Raw genomic sequence first — 17,738 nt, forward strand, 5'->3', positions numbered from 1 at the left:
CGTATGGAAGCCGCGGGCGTCACGATCGCGGAATTCTTCGCCTCCATCGCCGGTATCGGCATGCTCTACGAACCCGTATTTTACTGGCCGGATGAGCGATATGGCTATCACGCAAGAATGACGCCCGATGATCTGGACGGCAAATTGCAGGACTATCCCGCCAACCCGCAAGCACGCGCTCTGGTCGAAGAGATCATCGCCGCTATCGTCAGCCTGATGCGCGAGCACGGCAGCAGTCACTTCCAGATCGGGCGGCTCTACCCCTGCCTCAGCGCCAAGAAAGACGGTGAAGCCACTCTGCTCAAAGATCTGAAACACCGGCTTGATCCAGATAATATCATCAATCCTGGAGCCCTTGGACTATGACGCAAATCGCCATCATCGGTGCGGGTATTGGCGGCTTGACCGCGGGGATTGCTCTCAAAAAGGCCGGGTTTCAGGTCCGCATTTATGAAAAAGCGCCTGAGTTTGGCGAAGTGGGCGCAGGCATCTCTATGTCGCCCAATGCGGTCCACGGCCTAAGGTCGCTGGGCCTGGGTGAGTTTCTGGACAGCAATTCTAACGAGCCGATTGAGCAGCAGCTTTGCCACGGCGAGACCGGCGAATTGCTGCAACCGATTGACCGCCGTAAGACCCGCGAGACCTATGGCGCGCCCTATTTGCAGCTGCACCGGGCAGACTTGCTGGAGGCATTGATCCAGGCCTTTGGCGCTGAAAACTGCGTGATGGATCATGGGCTGGAAAGCATCGCCTCGCGCGAAGACGGCGTCACGCTGACGTTCGAAAATGGCGCAGTGGCGGAGGCAGACGCCGTGATCGCTGCCGATGGTCTGCGCTCGGTCGTGCGCGATGCACTGTTCGATTCCAAGCCGCCAGAATTTAGCGGGCATATCGCCTACCGCGGCCTCATTCCCGCCAGCGAGCTCAGTGCGCGTTCGGCCGAACCGCTCAACATCAATCACCTCGCGCTGGGCCGCAATATGGTCACCTATCCCGTTCGCAAAGGGGAGCTGGTCAATGTTGTCGCTCTGTCAAAAGCGGATGGCTGGGTTGATGAAGGCTGGTCAGTAAAGGCCGACAAAGCGCAATTGCTCGCCAAATATGAAGGCTTTGCACCTTATGTGCGCGATGTGTTGGAGAAGGTGCCGGAGGAGGAGCTGTTCTGCTGGGGCCTGTTCATCCGTGAGCCGCTGGAGAACTGGCGCTCCGGCCGTACGGTCTTGCTCGGCGATGCAGCGCACCCAATGCTGCCATACATGGGCCAGGGCGCATCCTGCGCGATTGAAGATGGCGTGGTTCTGGGCCGGGCATTTGCCGAATGCCCAGACGTGGACAGCGCGCTCGAGTGCTATGTCGCCAGCCGCATTGAGCGAGCATCAACCTTGCAGCGTGAAAGCAATCTAGGCGGAGAGCGCCTGCAAGCGATCGACCCGGACATGTTCCGCGACACCCCGATCAAGGACGAAGATGCGCTGGGCATCTTCGCCTATGATCCGGCGACTGTCGCGCTGACACGCGCCTGAGGGTTTAGGCCTCTGGCTTGCGCGCGATCAGCGATTGCAGGAAGGCGTTAGAGACCGCCGGACCTTCTTCGATCACAAAGCCAGTATCTTCCAGAATTCCCTTAAAATCGCTCGCGACGAAGGCAGGCGAGTACGGCTCGCAATTGTCACGGCTGTCATTGTCGATCATGAACCGGTGGCCTGCTGGCACCTGAACTTTGTCATTGTTGTTCGGGAATTCGTAGATCGAGAACACCCCGCCCGGCCGCAAAACGCGGAACATTTCAGCGAGGATTTCCTTCATCTTCTTCACCGGCACTTCGTGGAAGAGGATGTAGGACAGGATCATGTCGAACTGATCATCAGCAAAGCCGCTGTCTTCAGCGAGCGCCTGCTTGAAATGCACGTCCTTGCCGCGCTCTGTCGCCAGCATATGCGCATAGCGGATCAGCGGCAGGCCAACGTCGAGGCCCCAAACTTCTGCATCAGGATAGAGGTCTTTAAGAACCATGGTCGCTTGACCAATGGAGCAACCAATATCGAGGACATTCTCAATCTTGCCATCAGCAGGCTTGGTGGTCTTCTCCGCCAGCTCAATGTGCAGCTCATCCTGGTCGTTGAAGCCTTCGTAGAAAATCTTCGTGCCGTAGTGATAGACCGCCCCGCCCAGCGGATCGTCGGTATAGCCGCCCGGCTGGCAGTGAATTTCGCAGCGAGTGTATTTGGGCGGCTCAAAACTCGGATCGTAATGAATGTTGCCGGGATTAGACTTCTCAGCGGCATCCATATCTTCGAGCAGCTGGTCGGCCTTGCGCAGGAAGGATTTGCGCGTGCCGCGCCACATCATTTCCTGCTGAGAGCGGACAAAACGCTGCCAGGTCGGCGTGAACGGCACTTCTTTGAAGACGCGCTTGATCTCGCTCAGCGGCACTTCGCCATCATTGGCGGGCTTTGCAACTTCGCCCTTCTCCAGCGCCTCGTTAAGAGCCGCCTCCCCATTAGCCGCCATCACCGGAAATCCGCGCTGAATGGCGAATTTCCGGAATGACGTGACGAATTCCAGATAGCTCTCATCGGCCAAAGTGGTCGGACGAGGCAAAACTCCTATTGTACCGCGATCCATCATCTCACTCCTGTTCAGTGTCAGCCGCTTGGGCAATATTGTGGGTCGGACGCCGCAAGAACGCTCCGAAAACCTGATCGACAAAGGCATCGCGCGCTTCTGCGCGGCGGGCGATCTCTTCCTGATCGGGCATATGCGCCTCGATCTCTGCTGAGACGGAAATGCCCTTTTCCTCAAGGATTTTTTCCAGCACCAGCACGCGGTCCTGGTTGGTCCACACCGCCGCCGACAGCTCCAGCAGAGCATCGAGAATATTGTCGGTCACGACATTGTCAAAATAGATCCGCCCGCGCCCAGTGATCTCTTCTCCGAGCTCGATCGGGACTTCAGTTTCGCGAAGCTGTTCTTCCATTTGCGCTCATTCCTTTTGTGTCATGCAAATCACTGGCCGGGGCGGGTTCGAAACGCCACTCAGATCGCCCATTCATCCGCATGATGGATACCAACGTTCAGAATATCCCATTTGATACCGCACTGGCGCAAGAGCCTTTCGTATGAGCACACAGCAATCCCAGACGAACGACCTGCGCAGCCAGCTGGCGAGCGGCGACATTGTGGTCGCGCCGGGCATTTACGATCATATGAGCCTGTTGATGGCGAAACAGGCGGGTTTCAGCGCAGTCTATGCCTCCGGCTATTGGGGCACGGCCTCTGCCTTGGGTGAGCCCGATGTAGGTATCGCCGGGGCGAGCGACTTTCTCTCAATCTTTGGCCGGTTCGCGCAAAAGGCGGGCATTCCCGTGATCGCGGATGCCGACACAGGCTTTGGCAGCCTCACCAATCTCGACCGCGCCGTGGCAGCCTATCAGCGCGCCGGGATCGCCGCGATGCAGCTGGAGGATCAAGGCTTTCCCAAGATTTGCGGCCATGTCGGGCGGGCGGAATCGGTCGCAACCCAAGAGATGCAGCGGCGCGTGCGCGTCGCGGTTGAGGCGCGCGGCGATGGCGACATGCTGGTGATCGCTCGGACAGACGCGCGCAGGACCGAAGGGCTGGAGGCAGCGATTGACCGGCTGCACGCTTACTCAGCAGCTGGAGCGGATATCCTGTTCCTGGAAGCGCCTCAGTCCGAAGAAGAAATCGCGGCCGCAGCCGCCGCGGTGGACAAACCTCTGCTGCTCAACGCGGCGCATGGCGGCTTCACCCCGATCCTCTCGCCAGCGCGCTATCAGGAGCTCGGCGTCAAATTGGTGATCTATCCCGCTGGCGCTCCGCTCAGCGCGGCGCAGGCAGCGCTGCAATTTTATCAGAACCTCGCCGCTGGCAATCCCAACACTGAGCACAGCGACATGTTCGACTTTAAAGAAATGTCGCGCTTGCTAGGGATGGATGATGTGGTCGCATTTCAGGATCGCCACGGAGCCCCGTAATGCCGCGTGAGATCAAAGCAGCCGTGTGTGAAGGAGGCGGTGCGCCGCCGCGCATAGAGACCCTGCTCCTCGATGATCCCGCGCCCGATGAAATGGTGATCAAAGTTGCCGCCGCTGGCATTTGCCACACTGATCTGGGCATTGCGGAATGGTCCAATGAACCGCGCGTTTTCGGGCATGAAGGCGCTGGCACAGTCATCGCGCTCGGCAGGGACGTAAGCGATTTTGCGATTGGCGACCGAGTGGCGGCGACCTTTGGCTATTGCGGGACTTGCCCGGTCTGCACCGCCGGACGGCCAGCCTATTGCGTCGATGGAATCGCGCTGAATGTAGAGGGGAAGCGCGATTGCCAGCGCCCCGTCTTCACCCGGCCAGACGGGAGCGCTGTTGGCGGCGCGTTCTTCCAGCAGAGCTGCTTTGCCAGCCATGCTTTGGTGACAAAACGCAATGCCGTGAAAATTCCGGACACTCTCGATTTTGTCGCCGCCGCGCCGCTGGGGTGCGGCATTCAGACCGGGGCTGGCGCAGTGTTCAACCAGCTCGATGTAAAGGCCGGCGAACCCATCGTCATCATCGGCTGCGGCACGGTTGGGCTCGCGGCCATCATGGCGGCAAAGATCATCGGCTGCGATCCGATCATCGGCGTTGACCTGGAGGAAGACCGGCTGACACTCGCCAAGGAGCTGGGCGCGACGCACACTCTGGATGGCAGCATCACGGACCTGTCCGGCGCGATCAAACAGATCACCGCAGTGGGCGCAGCGGGCGTGCTGGATGCGGCAGGCACGCAGCACACCTTTGAGCAATCGGTCCACGCTTTGCGGCCCGGAGGAACACTCGGCACGCTCACTTTGCCTGGCGGATTTGAAGACCCGATCCAGCATCCCGGCGGCATATCCTTCCTCACCACACGGATCGTCGGCGTGATCGAAGGGGACGCGGTCCCGCATGAATTCCTGCCCCGCTTGATCGATTATTTTCAAAATGGTCAGATGCCGTTTGACCGCCTGATTGAGACATTCCCGTTTGAAAACATCGCCGATGCCTTTGCGGCGATGCGCGATAAAAGCGTTATCAAACCGGTCCTTACCTTTGGAGCCTGACACATTATGAGCGCCATCGAAATCATCCGCACTGACGACGCCGACACGATTATGGACATCCCCGTCGTGGTGGTGGGAGGCGGCGGCACCGGCCTGTGCGCGGCTCTGGCCGTGCGCGATGCGGGCATTGATGTGCTGGTTGTCGAACGCGACCGCCAGCCGCTGGGCACCACCTCCATGTCGACCGGCCTGATCCCCGCCGCAGGCAGCGCGATCCAGCGCGCCGCCGGGGTCGAGGACACGCCCGAACTGTTCGCAAGCGACATTGTCGGCAAGACCAAGGGGCAGGTGGATAGCGAGCTGGTGACGCATCTGGCCGAAGCATCCGCCGCGACAATCGACTGGCTGGCAGGCAAGCACAAGCTGGGCCTGAGCTTGGTCGAAGGCTTCACATATCCCGGCCATTCTGTGCGCCGCATGCACGGCATGCCCAGCCGCTCTGGCGGTGAATTGATGGGTGCGCTGTCCTCCGCCTGCGAAGACGCGGGGGTCGACATCTTCACCGAAAGCACCGTCGACAAGCTCTATGTGAACAAAGATGACCGGATCATAGCGGTTGGTTGTACCCGCCCTGATGGCTCTGAGGACACGATCGGCTGCGAGGCGCTGATCCTCGCTTGCTGCGGCTTTGCAGGCAATCAGGACATGGTCAGCGAGCTGATCCCGGAGCTGGAGCACGCGACCTTCCACGGCCATCCGGGCAACAAAGGCCACGCAATTGCCTGGGGCCGCGATTTGGGCGCGGCCATGGCCGATCTGTCATCCTATCAAGGGCACGCCGGGCTCGCCGCCGGTTACGGCATCCCAATCCTGTGGCCGCTGATCGCGGAAGGCGGCGTCCAAGTGAACCGCGCGGGCAAGCGCTTTGCCAATGAAGCCTCCGGTTATTCAGAGCAGGCCGTCGAAGTCCTCCAGCAAGAGGGCCACGTCGCATGGAGCATTTACGATGCCGCCCGCCACGAGATAATGGAGCAGTTTGACGATTATCAGCAGGCCAAATCAGCCGGGTGCCTGATCACTGCAAACACGCTTGAGGAATTGGCCGAAAAAGCAGGCATAGACGCCGCAGGCCTAGTCGAAACGGTCGAGGAAACATGGGGGCTGGTCGACAGCGAGGAGCGCGACCAATTTGGCCGCAGCTTTGCCTAGCAAAGTGAAACTGTCCGCGCCATTTTACGCGGTGAAAGTCACCGGCGCCTTGTTCCACACACAAGGCGGGTTGGAAGTGGACGAGCACGCCCGCGTGCTGCGCGCCGACCGCTCCCCCTTCCCCAACCTCTATGCTGGCGGCGGCGCCGCACGCGGCATCTCTGGCCCCGGCGCCGATGGCTATCTGGCTGGCAATGGCTTGATGACCGCGACCACGCTGGGGCGGCTTGCAGGCGAACACGCCGCGCAGGTGATCACTCAGAAATAGAGCGCGGCGGCGTTGGCTTGATGACTTAAGCGAGCTCGCCCACGCCAACCGCTTGGCTGATTTGTTTGGCCGTCGCCTGCATTCCGCTTAGGAACTGCTCAATCGCCTCGTTCGGCTTGATCGCAGAGGCGAAGTAAATCAGCGCCATCGAGCCGATCAGGCGGCCTTCAATATCGCGCAGTGGCACCGCCAGAGACGACGTCTTGCCCGGCTCAAAATTATACAGGTTGCGCGCCTGCAGCGCATAGCCCGCCTCACGAATGTTCTGCAAAGCCACCCCGTCGGACAGCAGCAACAGGCCGGTTTGCGCAGATTCGTTATCCGTCGCCTCCAGCGCATCTTTCACCATCTCGCGCTCATCCGCCTCGCAATTGGCGAGATAGGCCTTGCCCGTCGCGCATTCCGCAATCGGCAGGGTGAAGCCGGGATAGTAATTGGTGAAGGTCAGCGAGGTCATCTTATGCGTCGATTCGCGCACCATCATCCGCGTGCCCACCCGCGTCGCGATGGAGATCGGCCAGCCGACATCGCGGCAGAATTCCTCAAGGAATGGCCGCGCAACTGCCGCCAGCAAATCCTCTTGTTGGAAGCCCGTCGCCAGCGATTGAACGAGAGCAGTAACCCGGTAGCGTTTGCGCCCCGGCTCGCGCTCAATCAGCCCTTCGTGCAGTAAGGTCTGAACGATCCGGCAAGCGGTCGCATAGGGCACCTCGGCGCTGCGTGAGACCCCCATTAATGTGATCGGGCCATCGCGGCTGATCGCGGACAACACCGCAAATCCCCGGCTGATCGCTCTGACTGGTACGCCCCGCTCCATCCATGCCTCCCAAATCTAACCGCTATGCGGATAGAACGTCTGGGCGAATGAGACAATAGCTGTGTTGGGAGCGGCGCCGGGAAGCGTCAGCGCTGCGCTTGGGCCGCCTTATGGCGCAGCTGAGCCAGCGCCCGGTTCTGCTCATTGCCAACGATGCAAATGCCTTCGTCCACGCCCATACCCGGCTTCGCCAGCATCATGGTCGCCTGCATCGCCAGCGCGACATGGACGCAAATCCGCGCAGACAAATCCGTCTCCGCGCTGGTGCCCCCGCAATAGGCGCCAATGCCGCTGTCCTTGGCATAGGCAATCGCCCGCGCCGTATCGAGCAAGCTGCCAACGTCGGGGGTTTTGACCTGGATCACATGCGCCGCGCGCGCATCGCAAAAATCGAGCACATCGGCCAAATTGTTGCAATGCTCATCAGCAACGACCTGCGCTGGCGTGCCGATCCGGTCGAGCTCAGTCACCAATTCCGCATATTTCCCGATTTGCTCGGCGCGGTCGCCATAATCAACCGGGCTTTCGATCAGCAGCTCATAGCCCGGCACCGCCTCGGCGCAGCGCGCCATAAAGGCGGCCACCTCGACCGGGTCTTTGCTGATCCCCAACCCGATCCAGCCGTAAAGATCAAAGTGCAATTTGGGCTTGTATCCCGGCTGTCCCAGCTCCTGAGTGCGCGCCGCGACCCAGCGGATGTAATCGAGGAACACCGCACCATCCTGCCCAAATTTCTCGCGCGAATTGATCAGGCCATGCGGCAGAATATCGACCTCTTTTAAGATCATCTTGTCGACATTGAGCTTTCGCTCGTCCCCGCTTTGCGAGAAAATCGGGATCGGCTCACTCGGCAAAGGCTCGCCGAACACGCCGCAAATCACCTCGGCCATGGTGCATTTCTTCGCATGCGCTGCCGCGCTGATCAGCGCTTGGCTCACGCCGTAACGGATCGCCATCGGAACCGGCGCGCCATCTTCCCGCGCAAAACAGGCCTCGCAATTGCCGGCAACATCGGCGCTATCCCGGCCGATCAATTGCGGGATGATCACCTCGCGGCACATCTCGGCGATGGCATCGCGGTCGAACAAGGGATCGCGCCCCGCGGCGCCGGAATATTGCACGCTGACCATATCGCCCCACACGACCGCGCCATCATCCAGCACCAGACCAATTCCCAGCGCGGCTGAGGGGATCCGCACCTTGTCAAAACCAGGCGTGAGCGGCGCGCCATCATAAGCAAAGCCATCATGCGTCAGCCCCGAACGGATCGCCGCCTGATCATCGTAAAAATAAGAACCTGACGCTGGCGCCAAAATAGCATCGACGATCTGGGACATGCGCGCTCAAAGCTCCTTGCTGGCCAGCGGATTGCATCACCCAGCGCGCGTCGCAGCACACAGCCGCAAAGCAAAGCGAGCGAGGGAGCACTGTTCGCTTGTCGGTTAGTGGTTTCGAACAATGTCAAAGCCAATTTCTAATAATCGAGGGAATGATTCCCAAAAAAGCCGCCTTCGGCAAGGAAGTATCGTCTATCGCCGCTGCACAGCGTCAATAATAGCCTGAGCGGTCTGGGCTGGGTGGCTGTGGCAAACGGTTTGGCTTAGCGCCTTCAATGGGGGCGACATTGATGCCCGCACTGTGGCCGAAGGCCTTAACCGAAGTAAATTCGTAGACCGGATCTGCAGTGCCCGCCAGCATTGTGAGGCCACCGGAATTCTGCATCAAATCGCCAAAATCTAGCATCGACATGATCATATCGCTGTAGAAGGCGCGGTGGCCCTGCGTCGCGACCATTGCGGTTGAGGCCTTCAACAGAGCGAAGACATCCTGATCCTGCAAAATGCGCTGATCCGCCGGAGAACCATCATACATGCGCGATAGGAAGTATTCCGGGCCGCCTGCCATCACGGCCCGGTAACCGGTGCGCACAAAGGCTTCGAATGCTTCGTTTGAAGAGCTGGCGAGCCGAAAGATTGTGCTTTGCAGCTTCGGCAAGCTTTCCTGATTGAGCGCAGCAATCGGTGTACTCGATCCGATGCACAGTAGGTTCTTAAACAGTCCCGGTTCCTGCCGCTTGGCAAAGAGCAGGGGAATGATCCCATTGACCAATCCCACGGCCGTGACGCCTCGAAGGCCGAGATGTTGGACCAGTGCGATAATGGCGTCAGCGCCGTCGAGATGCGCTGCGTCATTTTCTCCGGGATCGCTGTGGCCAAACCCCGGACGCACGATAGCATAGAGTTTGATCCCAGCAGCCGCCAAGTCGCGCTGAATTTCGGGCAGCAGGATGTGTCCTGTGAGCGGGCCGTGGCACAGCAATGCAGACTCGCCGTCCTCGGCCCCCATCCACGTCCAGCAAACCTTGCGCCCTGATTTGTCGAGAAAGAACTGCTCGCGGTCCAATGGATCGCGCCATGAAGCGAGCGGCGAATTGCGACTGTTTTCCTGCGCGCAGATCAATGAGACCATTCGCACCAGTTCGACTTGTCCGCTCACGCCGGTCTTTTCGAACACCTGATGCAACTGTGTGCGGACTGTGCGAACGCTCGTTCCGCGGGCCTTCGCAACCGAGGATAGATCAGCGTGCTTGTATAGCATTCCAACCACTTGCGCTTCGGCGTCACTGAGGTCGAAGGCCAGCATCATCAGATCATGAACCGCATCACTCCAATCAAATCCAATCAGCTTCAGGCCGATGGCTGGATCGCTGCTGCTGGCGGCCGAGATCATTTGCGCATCGAGCAGCAGAAGGCGCTCATCATCGCCCTCTGTCCGCAAGATCGCTCGCCGAGCATTGCCTCTGTTGGTGCAGGCGTCCCGCATCGATCGGAGCGCCGCTTCGGATTCGTGTGCCAGAAAGCCGAAGTCCGATCGTTGACCGACTGCAAGGCCGAAATGCGTCGCTGCGTCTTCGTTAAGGGCAATGATCGTGCCGCTCGCGCTTACTACAAAGGCAGGGCCAAGCGCTTGCCTGACGAACGTATCGTGCTCGTTAAAGTGAAGGGTGTTTTGAAAGGTATCGAGCAGTCTGATCAGCTCATCGCAGTGCCGCTCAAGAGCCGGTGTCAATAGCCGATTTGCTGACCCATCCCGCACCGCATCGATGCGCGATTTCCAAGCACTGACCAAATCGTCAAATGCGGTTGGATCATTGATGCTACGATACCCTGCCTCAATGATACGAATGCTGGTCGTATCAAGCGGATCGGAATTGCGCGGCTCGGTCATCTGTCGAAAATCCCTTTGATTTTCTTAGCGGCACCCTTTGCCCGTTCACGAACGCGGCTGGGTTTCTCTTTGCTCAGGTCGTACCAGCTTTGCGCCGCGTCACGGGCCCATCGTCCTCCATTGGGACTAAGCCGACTGTTGTTGGGTGCACGATCTGAGAGCATGCGTACAGCGTGATAATATCCGACATTGTCGTGATAGTCTCCAAAACCAGCGTACGAAGCGCGGACTTGATGATCCTTGTGCTGCAGCAACACACCATCTGTCAGGCCGATGATCAACGCTTTGCCGGCATGCACATAAGCGCCGTCTTTCCAAGGGATCGTCGGAACTGGATCACGGTTGACGATGATCCGAAGGTTGTCCGTGACTGAGGATTCATAAGCACGTTTGAACGCCGCATCACCAACCCGCGGTGCGCCCGACGTGATATTTGTTATTGTCTTGAAGTCTCGGCGGTGGTTCACCGCCATATCCCATGCCATCAACTGCGCCATTGCGCCGCCCAGACTGTGTCCGGTCACGAACAAATGCTGGCCTTTTTGGCCATTGAGAGCATTGAGAATTTGCGGCCGTAATTGCTGGTAAGCTGTCAGGAAGCCTTTGTGCACTTTGGCATTATTGCGGCGATCCTGCGGGATGAGCAAAGGCGAGACCAACTTGATCCTCGCATCCACCAAGACGCCGGTCTTGAACGACTCCCATTTGTTGTCACCGCCTGTGCCGCGAAAAGCGACAACGATCGCATTGCCTTTCTTTGCAACTGCGGCGCGAAGCTTAGACCTGTCTGCACCTGTCTCATTGATAATGCCGCCGCCAAGCAACTCCCAGCCCAACCTCTGATAGGCTTCTCTTGCATTCTGTTCGCCGGTCTTGCCGTTTGCGTTCTTTTTCGAGATCGCCTGGACATGCCGTTGCAATTCGAATGCAGTCTTCAGTTTACTCGGAGTGAAGGCAGGAGCTGGGTCATACCCAGCCGGGAGTGATGGCACTGCTCGTGCTGGCGAGGGCGCGGGCTTATCATCATCGCTGAAAAGCGCGCGTGCCCAGCGCTGGTATTTAACCTGCTGCGCGCCCATAAAATCGCCTATGCTGCCATTCCCGCGATAGACACTTAGACGTGGTTTGGCAGCGCTCTTACGCGTGCCTGTCCAATTTGTGCCGCTCTTGTTCCAAACCGGTAGTGCTTTTTGCGGGCTGGCCCAGCGGCCGGAGAAGCCTTTCGCGGTGACAATCCGCCATTCAAAATAGCCCGAGGAACCGTCATCATTGCGGCGGTAAACTCCGCGAACCGTCCGACGGTCCTTGCTTACGAGCCCTTCGATTGTGCCCCAACTGCCATAGTCACCGTAGACGTGATTTTTGGTTTGATGCAGTTTCACATCGCCATATCTAGTGTCCCACGTGCCCTGCCACTGCGCCATAGCCGCGCTCGACATGAGGCTGGCCGCGACAAGGGCGAAAATTTGCATGATGCGAAAAGGCAGTTTCACTTCTTTGCTCCTGATTTGCGATCTGTAATCACAGACTAAACAACAACAAAATTAAGCGCATACACCATTTGACGTATGACGCGCTTTCTCGCCGATTCTATCTCTCCGTTCCAGTTAAACAGGAGACATAAACCATGCGAGCCATGTATAAATTTACCGCTTTCGTTGGCATCTTAATGTCGACCACTGGGGTCGCCCATGCCAACTGGACCGGCACGTGGGATAGCCAACACGGCGAGCTACGCCTTATCCAAGAGGGTGAGCGGGTCTATGGCGACTACGCCAAGCGCGGCTATTTCGAAGGGCGCGTGTCAGACGATGGCAACCGCCTGCGCGGCACCTTCCAATACAATTCTCGCCGCAATCGGAATGGCTATATCGAGTTCGTCCGCAGCGGAGACAGTTTCGATGGCGGATGGAGCTGGGCCGAGCGATGGACCTGTCTCTTACACTCGCGGCAATTGGAGCGGTTCTCTTAAAGCTGCGGAAATTCCAAACCTCGTCTATGCGGTAGGCCGCGCGAACTATTGGGCTGATTTCTGGGATGTCAAAGACGGCCCTGCCTCGCGCTGGGCATTTGAAGGCGTCACCCCGTCGCAATCCGTCGCTTTCGAAACTGAGGGCGACACTGGTTTTGGCCCGGGCTTCAGCATTGCCGGCGATGAATGGACCGGAACCTTCAATACGAATTACGGCGAAATCCGCCTGATCCAGGATGGTCGCCGTGTGTTCGGCGAATATGCCAAGCGCGGGTATTTTGAAGGCTGCGTCCACGATGGCGGCACCACTATGCGCGGGACGTTCCAATATTTCAGCCCGCGCCGCAATCACGGCTTTGTCGAATTTCGCAGCGATGGCGACGGGTTCCAAGGCACCTGGACCTGGACCAAGAGCGGAGTTCCTTCATCCAGCTCCAAAGTGAACTGGAGCGGCGCGCGCTCCAACTCCAAAGTGCGCGAGGATGTCTATGTCCGCGCCAATGAAATGGGCTTTGCCGATATGTGGAGCACCATCGATGACAGCCAGCGGCGCTGGGTTCTGGGCAGCGACTATTACGACAGTTGTGACCCGCCAGAGGTCGTTTACGAGGACTATAATCAAGGCGGCGAAGACCCTGGCGCAGATCAGCAATTCCCCGGCGAAATGCTTGAACCCTCAGGTAACTGATTGAGGCATGCGGCTCGGCAATGGCGAATTGCGGGCCTTCTCACAAAAACCTGAACACAAACATCAAACGGAGATGATCCGATGACACTTGCACGCACGATAATGAAGACCGCTGCCTTCGGCGCGGCATTGATGACTAGCACCAGCGCCTTTGCCCAGTGGCAGGGCACATGGGACACCAGATATGGTGAGGTCAAACTCAACGAATCCGGCAAATATGTCTATGGTGACTACGGCAGTTGGGGCACCGTCGAAGGCCTGAAAAGCGACGATGGAAAAACTATGCGCGGTGTCTATCGCCGCAATGACGACGGCACCTCAGGTTACTTCGAATGGCGCTTGACCGGAACCGCGAGCTTCAACGGCCGCTGGAGAAAGCTCAATCAGGCTCTGCCAAGCTGGAACACTAGCGGCACACAATGGACTGGTAAGCGAAAAAGCGCTGCTAAACCAAGCCTCACCATCTATCGCGGCAACGGTAATATCGGCACTTTCATGGGTACTCAGAATGCGAAGTATCAAAAGTGGGCGAGCTCGCTTTACTCCGGCAGTTCGACGCCGGCGACACAGTCGACGTCTCGGATAGTTGCAGCATCTGAGCGACAAGCTGAGCGAAACCCACTCGCTCGGCGCTTTCCAAAGTTGTTGGACTATCCGGCGGCTTTTGAACCTGGTCAGTTCCGCGTCTCGGTCAATACTATCAGATCAACCTATACCGCAGATACGGTCGTTTATGGCGTGATGGGCATCTATGCATACTGCGAAACACAAAGTGGCTCTCGTGCTTTGAACTCTTTTGGGAGGCTGCTCGGCGCGCATTTTCGACAGACCGAGAAACAGACCTTTGGCTGGCTACAGAGGAGCACCTGCATTGTTAGGTGACAATGCTCTTCGCGACTTTCCGCTCGACCAAGCATGCCTAAATGACCCGAGGTCGCGCATCAAAGTGCAAGTTCAAACAAATCTTAAAGAGAAAGATCCGGTAAGTCGCGACGAAGTATTCGGATATAAGAGCTTTCATTTCTACGTCGGTGATCTCCCAAGCTCGGCTGGGACTGATAAGGCAATCAACTTCACGAATGGCGGCTCAATGGAATTGGTTGCCACTTCAGGGAGCAATGCACGATACCAAATCAACCTAGGACAAGCACGAGGCTACAGCCAAGATAGTCTGACCATCAAGGGCACCGTGAGGTTCGTGCAATGAGTGCGCGCGCCATTACGGCCGTCGCGCTGCTCGCTGCCGCCCTTGCCGCCTGCACCGAAAGCGAACCTTCGGCAGAGAACATGATCAACGACGCCTCTAACATGGCGGCGGGTATTGAACAGGCGTCAACAGAGCTCTCCTCGGAATTGCGCGAGGCGGCATCGCAATACGGCGACATGCCGTGCGATCTGCCTGCGCTCCCCGATGCCAGCAGCGCGCAGCCGATGAATGTCGAAGGAAAGACCTTCACGACTGCCAGCACGCCCGAACAGGTCGCTGCATTTTACACGGCTGCGGCGGAGACGCGCAGCGGCAGCGCTGACGCTAGCGGCCCTCCGGGCTTCGCCGAAATTCAGCTCACGCTCGGCGATCAAGGCGAATGCCGGATTGTCGCTCAAGCACAGATGACCGGCGACACAAACGTTCAAATCACAAAGCAATAAATCTCACCTCAAAGGGAGGAAATCATGCGTAAGTTATTCACAATTTGCCTGGCGCTTATTGGCATCGGCCTAGGCGGCACAGTTGTCGCGCAGACCATCGGCAGCGTTTCAAACGGCTATATCGAAGAGGGCAATCTCTACCGACCAGGCAATATCATCAAGACGATTACGATGAGCAATCGCGGCCAAGATGCGGCAACATGCCGAAAAGAATGCGACGCGGACAGCAATTGCAACGCCTATCTGTATCTTCAGGAAGCGCCCAACCGTAAGCCAATCTGCTATTTGCGGATGCTTTCGCTTCCCCATCAGGCTCGGCGCGATCATGGCTTCACCAAAGTCGTTGCGGGCACCAAATTAAGCCTTCTGCGCGATGTGCATGAAATCACCCCTTATCCGAGCCGGGCCATTCAAGGCGGGGTGAAGCTCAGAAGCTTCAAAGTGCTCAATGAAGATCCAATCGCGTGTTCGGACGCATGTTATCGTGATGGCAATTGCACCGGCTACACTCACAAGCCGCGTACTGTTCTGCCCAAGTCGGGTCCTGCTATGTGCACCCTGTTCTCGAAGAACGGCACACTGACCGCAAATACGCAGGTGGGCTATTTGTCGGGCAGCAAAACCCCGCTTAGCGTGCCGCGCGGATCGCGTCTGCCAACGCGCTTCAATACAGCGCCCAGGCCTCGCGCCACTTTGACGCCGAAGCCGCGCCCTGTGCTCCAAAGACCAGGCGGCCAGACCATCACAATCCCAGATCAAACACCTGACGAAAACCCATCTCAGAGTGACGACGATGATGCGCAGTTCCCAGGCGAAATGCTTGAGCCTGAATCCAAGTAATCGAACAGACTTGGGGGCAAACTGGCTTAGACAATATCAGGGGGCTCCAAGGGGTCCCCTTTTAGTTTGCCAGCCAAATTCAGAATTGCTCCGGATGTGTAAGGGCATGAGAAAACACTAGCTCCCTTATCGGAACGCTGCTCGCACCTTGCCATTCTTTGATTAGGCAAAGGTAACTAGTTGGGGCTCAAATCGAGATAATTTTTGCAAAGTATTGGACCGTCTTGCCGCCCGCTTGGCCGGTGCCGACGCGTTCGAAGCCAAGGCGGTCGTGGAACTGGAGCGATGCCTCGTTGGGCGGCTCTAGGCCTACCTCTGCGCAAAGATACTGGCGGTCGGTGCTACGCGCCTCGGCCTCGAGGTCTTCATAGAGCACAGCCGCTAGCCCGCGCCTTTGCAGGCTTTCACCAATGACAATGCGGTCGATATAGACGAAGCTGTCATAGCGCTGTTTGAACCAGCGGAAATTCTCGCCATCGTGGGCGGACTGGTCGTCGAGAGCGATGATGAAGGCTTTACCGCCCTCGACACTGCGGTGGTAGGAACTCCTGTCTCGAAGAGCGCGCAGCTGCACCATTGTGAGCGGCGAAAGCTGCTTTTGATACAGCTGATTAAGCTCAAGCACTTCGCCCAGATCATCATCGCTTATAGGCTCAAAATTCCACGTCCGTGGCGGCATCGCTCAGTCTCAGATCAGCTTCAAACAAAGGCATCAAAACGCTAGCACACCGCTACTTAGACGGTTCCGCCATATTTGGCACCGCCAGGCCTTTGGCAGAGGCTGGCCGGGCCTCGATCTGGTCACGCCAGCGGATCAGATTGGGGAATTGATCGAGCTCAACTTCGGCATATTCGTGATAGCGAACCCAGCACCAATTGGCGATGTCAGCAATGGAATAATCGCCTGCTAGAAACTCGCGGGTCGCAAGGTGCTGATCGAGCACGCCGTACAGCCGCAGCGTTTCGGCCTGATAGCGCTCAATCGCTGGTTCGATGCGCTCTAGGAAAAACTTGAGGAAGGTGACGGCTTGACCCTGCATCGGTCCGAGCCCTGCCATTTGCCACATCAGCCATTGCAGAACCTCCGACCGGCCCTTGGCATCTGTCGGCAGCAGCTTGCCGCTCTTCTCAGCCAGGTAGATCAGGATTGCGCCGGATTCGAACACGGCGAAACCGTCATTGTCGCGGTCAACAATTGCCGGGATGCGCCCGTTCGGATTGATCGAGAGGTACTCAGGCAGTTTCTGCTCGTCCGCGCCGATGTTCACCGGTTTGACGGTGTAATCCAAGCCCATTTCTTCAAGGGCAACCGAGACCTTGAAACCGTTTGGGGTTCCCCAAGTGTAGAGTTCAATCATAAGAAAATGCTTCCAAATAATGTGAGCCAAAGAGCCCAGCTCTTTGGCGGAAGACAGAGCGCGCCAGACCGCCAAGTCTCGCGCGAGGCGACTACGGCATTTGCATCAATTCAACACGGTACCCATCCGGATCCTCGATATGAGCGAAGGTGTATGTCCGACCAATTTCAGCTGAAACCATCGACATCTCACCGGCTGGCCGCAGGATTTTGACGCCCTGTTTTTTGAGGAAGGCCTCCAGAGCGTAGACGTCTTTTACCCCCAAGGTGATGTTCCCATAAGCCGTGCCGTGCTCGTAGCCCTGGTTGTCCCAGTTCCAGGTCAACTCCATGGCGGTGTGCCGATCTCTGTCGCCATATCCGAGCAAGGCGATCGTAAATTTGGCATCGGGAAACGTTTCACGCTCCAGTTCGGTCATGCCCAAAAGATTGCAATAGAAGGCTACTGACCGCTCAAGGTCGCTGACGCGCAGCATTGAGAACAGAATTCGATTTGGGGCCACGGAGGGCTCAATTGCAGTAGTCAAAGGTATTTCCTCAGTGATCGGGGATTTTGGTTTGCCCCCATCACACGTGAACAAAGAGCACGAAAAAACGGGGACGGATTGTGCTTGCTAGCTAGCAACCGCAAAGCAAGGCCCGCCGCTCTAAGGGGAAAGCGGCGGGCCTAT

20 protein-coding genes are annotated in these 17,738 nt (G+C 57.9%); 11 read left to right on the plus strand and 9 right to left on the minus strand.

Features of this window, described 5'->3' with window-relative positions; all coding sequences use genetic code 11:
* Positions 1-3: 3 nt before the first annotated feature.
* Both AC0V6U_RS10035 and AC0V6U_RS10040 read left to right on the plus strand, forming a co-directional pair.
* Positions 4-366, plus strand: a complete 363-nt coding sequence (locus AC0V6U_RS10035; RefSeq protein ID WP_472643033.1) for an FAD-binding oxidoreductase — start codon at positions 4-6, stop codon at positions 364-366.
* Positions 363-1,523 carry an FAD-dependent monooxygenase gene (locus tag AC0V6U_RS10040; RefSeq protein WP_472643034.1) on the plus strand — a complete coding sequence of 387 codons (1,161 nt, stop codon included), beginning with the start codon at positions 363-365 and terminating at the stop codon, positions 1,521-1,523. The genes AC0V6U_RS10035 and AC0V6U_RS10040 overlap by 4 nt, the downstream gene beginning before the upstream one ends.
* A 4-nt stretch (positions 1,524-1,527) precedes the next feature.
* Here AC0V6U_RS10040 and AC0V6U_RS10045 read toward each other — a convergent pair whose 3' ends face one another.
* A complete protein-coding gene (locus tag AC0V6U_RS10045; protein ID WP_486169453.1) occupies positions 1,528-2,625 on the minus strand; it encodes a class I SAM-dependent methyltransferase in 1,098 nt (365 codons plus the stop codon).
* Positions 2,626-2,629: 4 nt separating this feature from the next.
* Entirely contained in the window at positions 2,630-2,977 is a 348-nt protein-coding gene (locus AC0V6U_RS10050; protein ID WP_472643036.1) for a hypothetical protein, read from the minus strand.
* 142 nt (positions 2,978-3,119) lie between these two features.
* On the opposite strand from AC0V6U_RS10050, the gene AC0V6U_RS10055 reads away from it, so the two are divergent.
* From AC0V6U_RS10055 to AC0V6U_RS10070, 4 genes are read left to right on the plus strand one after another with little or no spacing between them, the layout of a single operon-like run.
* Complete coding sequence (locus tag AC0V6U_RS10055; protein ID WP_472643037.1) at positions 3,120-3,995, plus strand: isocitrate lyase/PEP mutase family protein; 876 nt, start codon at positions 3,120-3,122, stop codon at positions 3,993-3,995.
* Positions 3,995-5,098: an NAD(P)-dependent alcohol dehydrogenase gene (locus tag AC0V6U_RS10060; RefSeq protein ID WP_472643038.1), complete on the plus strand. Its 1,104-nt coding sequence runs from the start codon at positions 3,995-3,997 to the stop codon at positions 5,096-5,098. The genes AC0V6U_RS10055 and AC0V6U_RS10060 overlap by 1 nt, the downstream gene beginning before the upstream one ends.
* A 6-nt stretch (positions 5,099-5,104) precedes the next feature.
* Positions 5,105-6,247, plus strand: coding sequence for an FAD-dependent oxidoreductase (locus AC0V6U_RS10065; protein WP_472643039.1), 1,143 nt, complete (start codon positions 5,105-5,107; stop codon positions 6,245-6,247).
* The gene (locus AC0V6U_RS10070; RefSeq protein ID WP_486169454.1) at positions 6,228-6,515 is read left to right on the plus strand and encodes an FAD-binding protein; all 288 of its coding nucleotides are present in this window, start codon (positions 6,228-6,230) and stop codon (positions 6,513-6,515) included. The genes AC0V6U_RS10065 and AC0V6U_RS10070 overlap by 20 nt, the downstream gene beginning before the upstream one ends.
* A gap of 25 nt (positions 6,516-6,540) precedes the next feature.
* Here AC0V6U_RS10070 and AC0V6U_RS10075 read toward each other — a convergent pair whose 3' ends face one another.
* The 4 genes from AC0V6U_RS10075 to AC0V6U_RS10090 all read right to left on the minus strand — a co-directional run bounded on the left by AC0V6U_RS10075 (position 6,541) and on the right by AC0V6U_RS10090 (position 11,639).
* Entirely contained in the window at positions 6,541-7,332 is a 792-nt protein-coding gene (locus AC0V6U_RS10075) for an IclR family transcriptional regulator domain-containing protein (RefSeq protein ID WP_472643041.1), read from the minus strand.
* 86 nt (positions 7,333-7,418) lie between these two features.
* Positions 7,419-8,669 carry a methylaspartate ammonia-lyase gene (locus AC0V6U_RS10080; protein ID WP_472643042.1) on the minus strand — a complete coding sequence of 417 codons (1,251 nt, stop codon included), beginning with the start codon at positions 8,667-8,669 and terminating at the stop codon, positions 7,419-7,421.
* A gap of 211 nt (positions 8,670-8,880) precedes the next feature.
* Positions 8,881-10,560: a bifunctional helix-turn-helix transcriptional regulator/alpha/beta hydrolase gene (locus tag AC0V6U_RS10085; protein ID WP_472643043.1), complete on the minus strand. Its 1,680-nt coding sequence runs from the start codon at positions 10,558-10,560 to the stop codon at positions 8,881-8,883.
* On the minus strand, positions 10,557-11,639 hold the full coding sequence (locus AC0V6U_RS10090) for a lipase family protein (RefSeq protein ID WP_472643044.1): 1,083 nt from the start codon (positions 11,637-11,639) through the stop codon (positions 10,557-10,559). Before AC0V6U_RS10090 ends, AC0V6U_RS10085 begins: the two co-directional genes overlap by 4 nt.
* 557 nt (positions 11,640-12,196) lie before the next feature.
* On the opposite strand from AC0V6U_RS10090, the gene AC0V6U_RS10095 reads away from it, so the two are divergent.
* From AC0V6U_RS10095 to AC0V6U_RS10115, 5 genes are all read left to right on the plus strand, one after another.
* Positions 12,197-12,532, plus strand: a complete 336-nt coding sequence (locus AC0V6U_RS10095) for a hypothetical protein (RefSeq protein ID WP_472643045.1) — start codon at positions 12,197-12,199, stop codon at positions 12,530-12,532.
* Positions 12,462-13,220, plus strand: a complete 759-nt coding sequence (locus AC0V6U_RS10100; protein WP_472643046.1) for a hypothetical protein — start codon at positions 12,462-12,464, stop codon at positions 13,218-13,220. Before AC0V6U_RS10095 ends, AC0V6U_RS10100 begins: the two co-directional genes overlap by 71 nt.
* 81 nt (positions 13,221-13,301) lie before the next feature.
* Positions 13,302-14,102 (plus strand): hypothetical protein, encoded by an 801-nt coding sequence (locus tag AC0V6U_RS10105; protein ID WP_486169455.1) that lies wholly within the window; start codon positions 13,302-13,304, stop codon positions 14,100-14,102.
* Between the two features lie 321 nt (positions 14,103-14,423).
* Positions 14,424-14,870: a hypothetical protein gene (locus AC0V6U_RS10110; protein ID WP_472643048.1), complete on the plus strand. Its 447-nt coding sequence runs from the start codon at positions 14,424-14,426 to the stop codon at positions 14,868-14,870.
* Between the two features lie 24 nt (positions 14,871-14,894).
* Positions 14,895-15,710, plus strand: a complete 816-nt coding sequence (locus AC0V6U_RS10115; protein ID WP_472643049.1) for a PAN domain-containing protein — start codon at positions 14,895-14,897, stop codon at positions 15,708-15,710.
* A 187-nt stretch (positions 15,711-15,897) separates the two neighbouring features.
* Here AC0V6U_RS10115 and AC0V6U_RS10120 read toward each other — a convergent pair whose 3' ends face one another.
* The 3 genes from AC0V6U_RS10120 to AC0V6U_RS10130 all read right to left on the minus strand — a co-directional run bounded on the left by AC0V6U_RS10120 (position 15,898) and on the right by AC0V6U_RS10130 (position 17,594).
* A complete protein-coding gene (locus AC0V6U_RS10120) occupies positions 15,898-16,389 on the minus strand; it encodes a GNAT family N-acetyltransferase (RefSeq protein ID WP_472643050.1) in 492 nt (163 codons plus the stop codon).
* 52 nt (positions 16,390-16,441) lie between these two features.
* Positions 16,442-17,068 carry a glutathione S-transferase family protein gene (locus tag AC0V6U_RS10125; RefSeq protein WP_472643051.1) on the minus strand — a complete coding sequence of 209 codons (627 nt, stop codon included), beginning with the start codon at positions 17,066-17,068 and terminating at the stop codon, positions 16,442-16,444.
* Positions 17,069-17,159: 91 nt separating this feature from the next.
* The gene (locus AC0V6U_RS10130; protein ID WP_472643052.1) at positions 17,160-17,594 is read right to left on the minus strand and encodes a VOC family protein; all 435 of its coding nucleotides are present in this window, start codon (positions 17,592-17,594) and stop codon (positions 17,160-17,162) included.
* Positions 17,595-17,738 lie beyond the last annotated feature (144 nt).

The organism is Erythrobacter sp. W36, assembly GCF_057364935.1.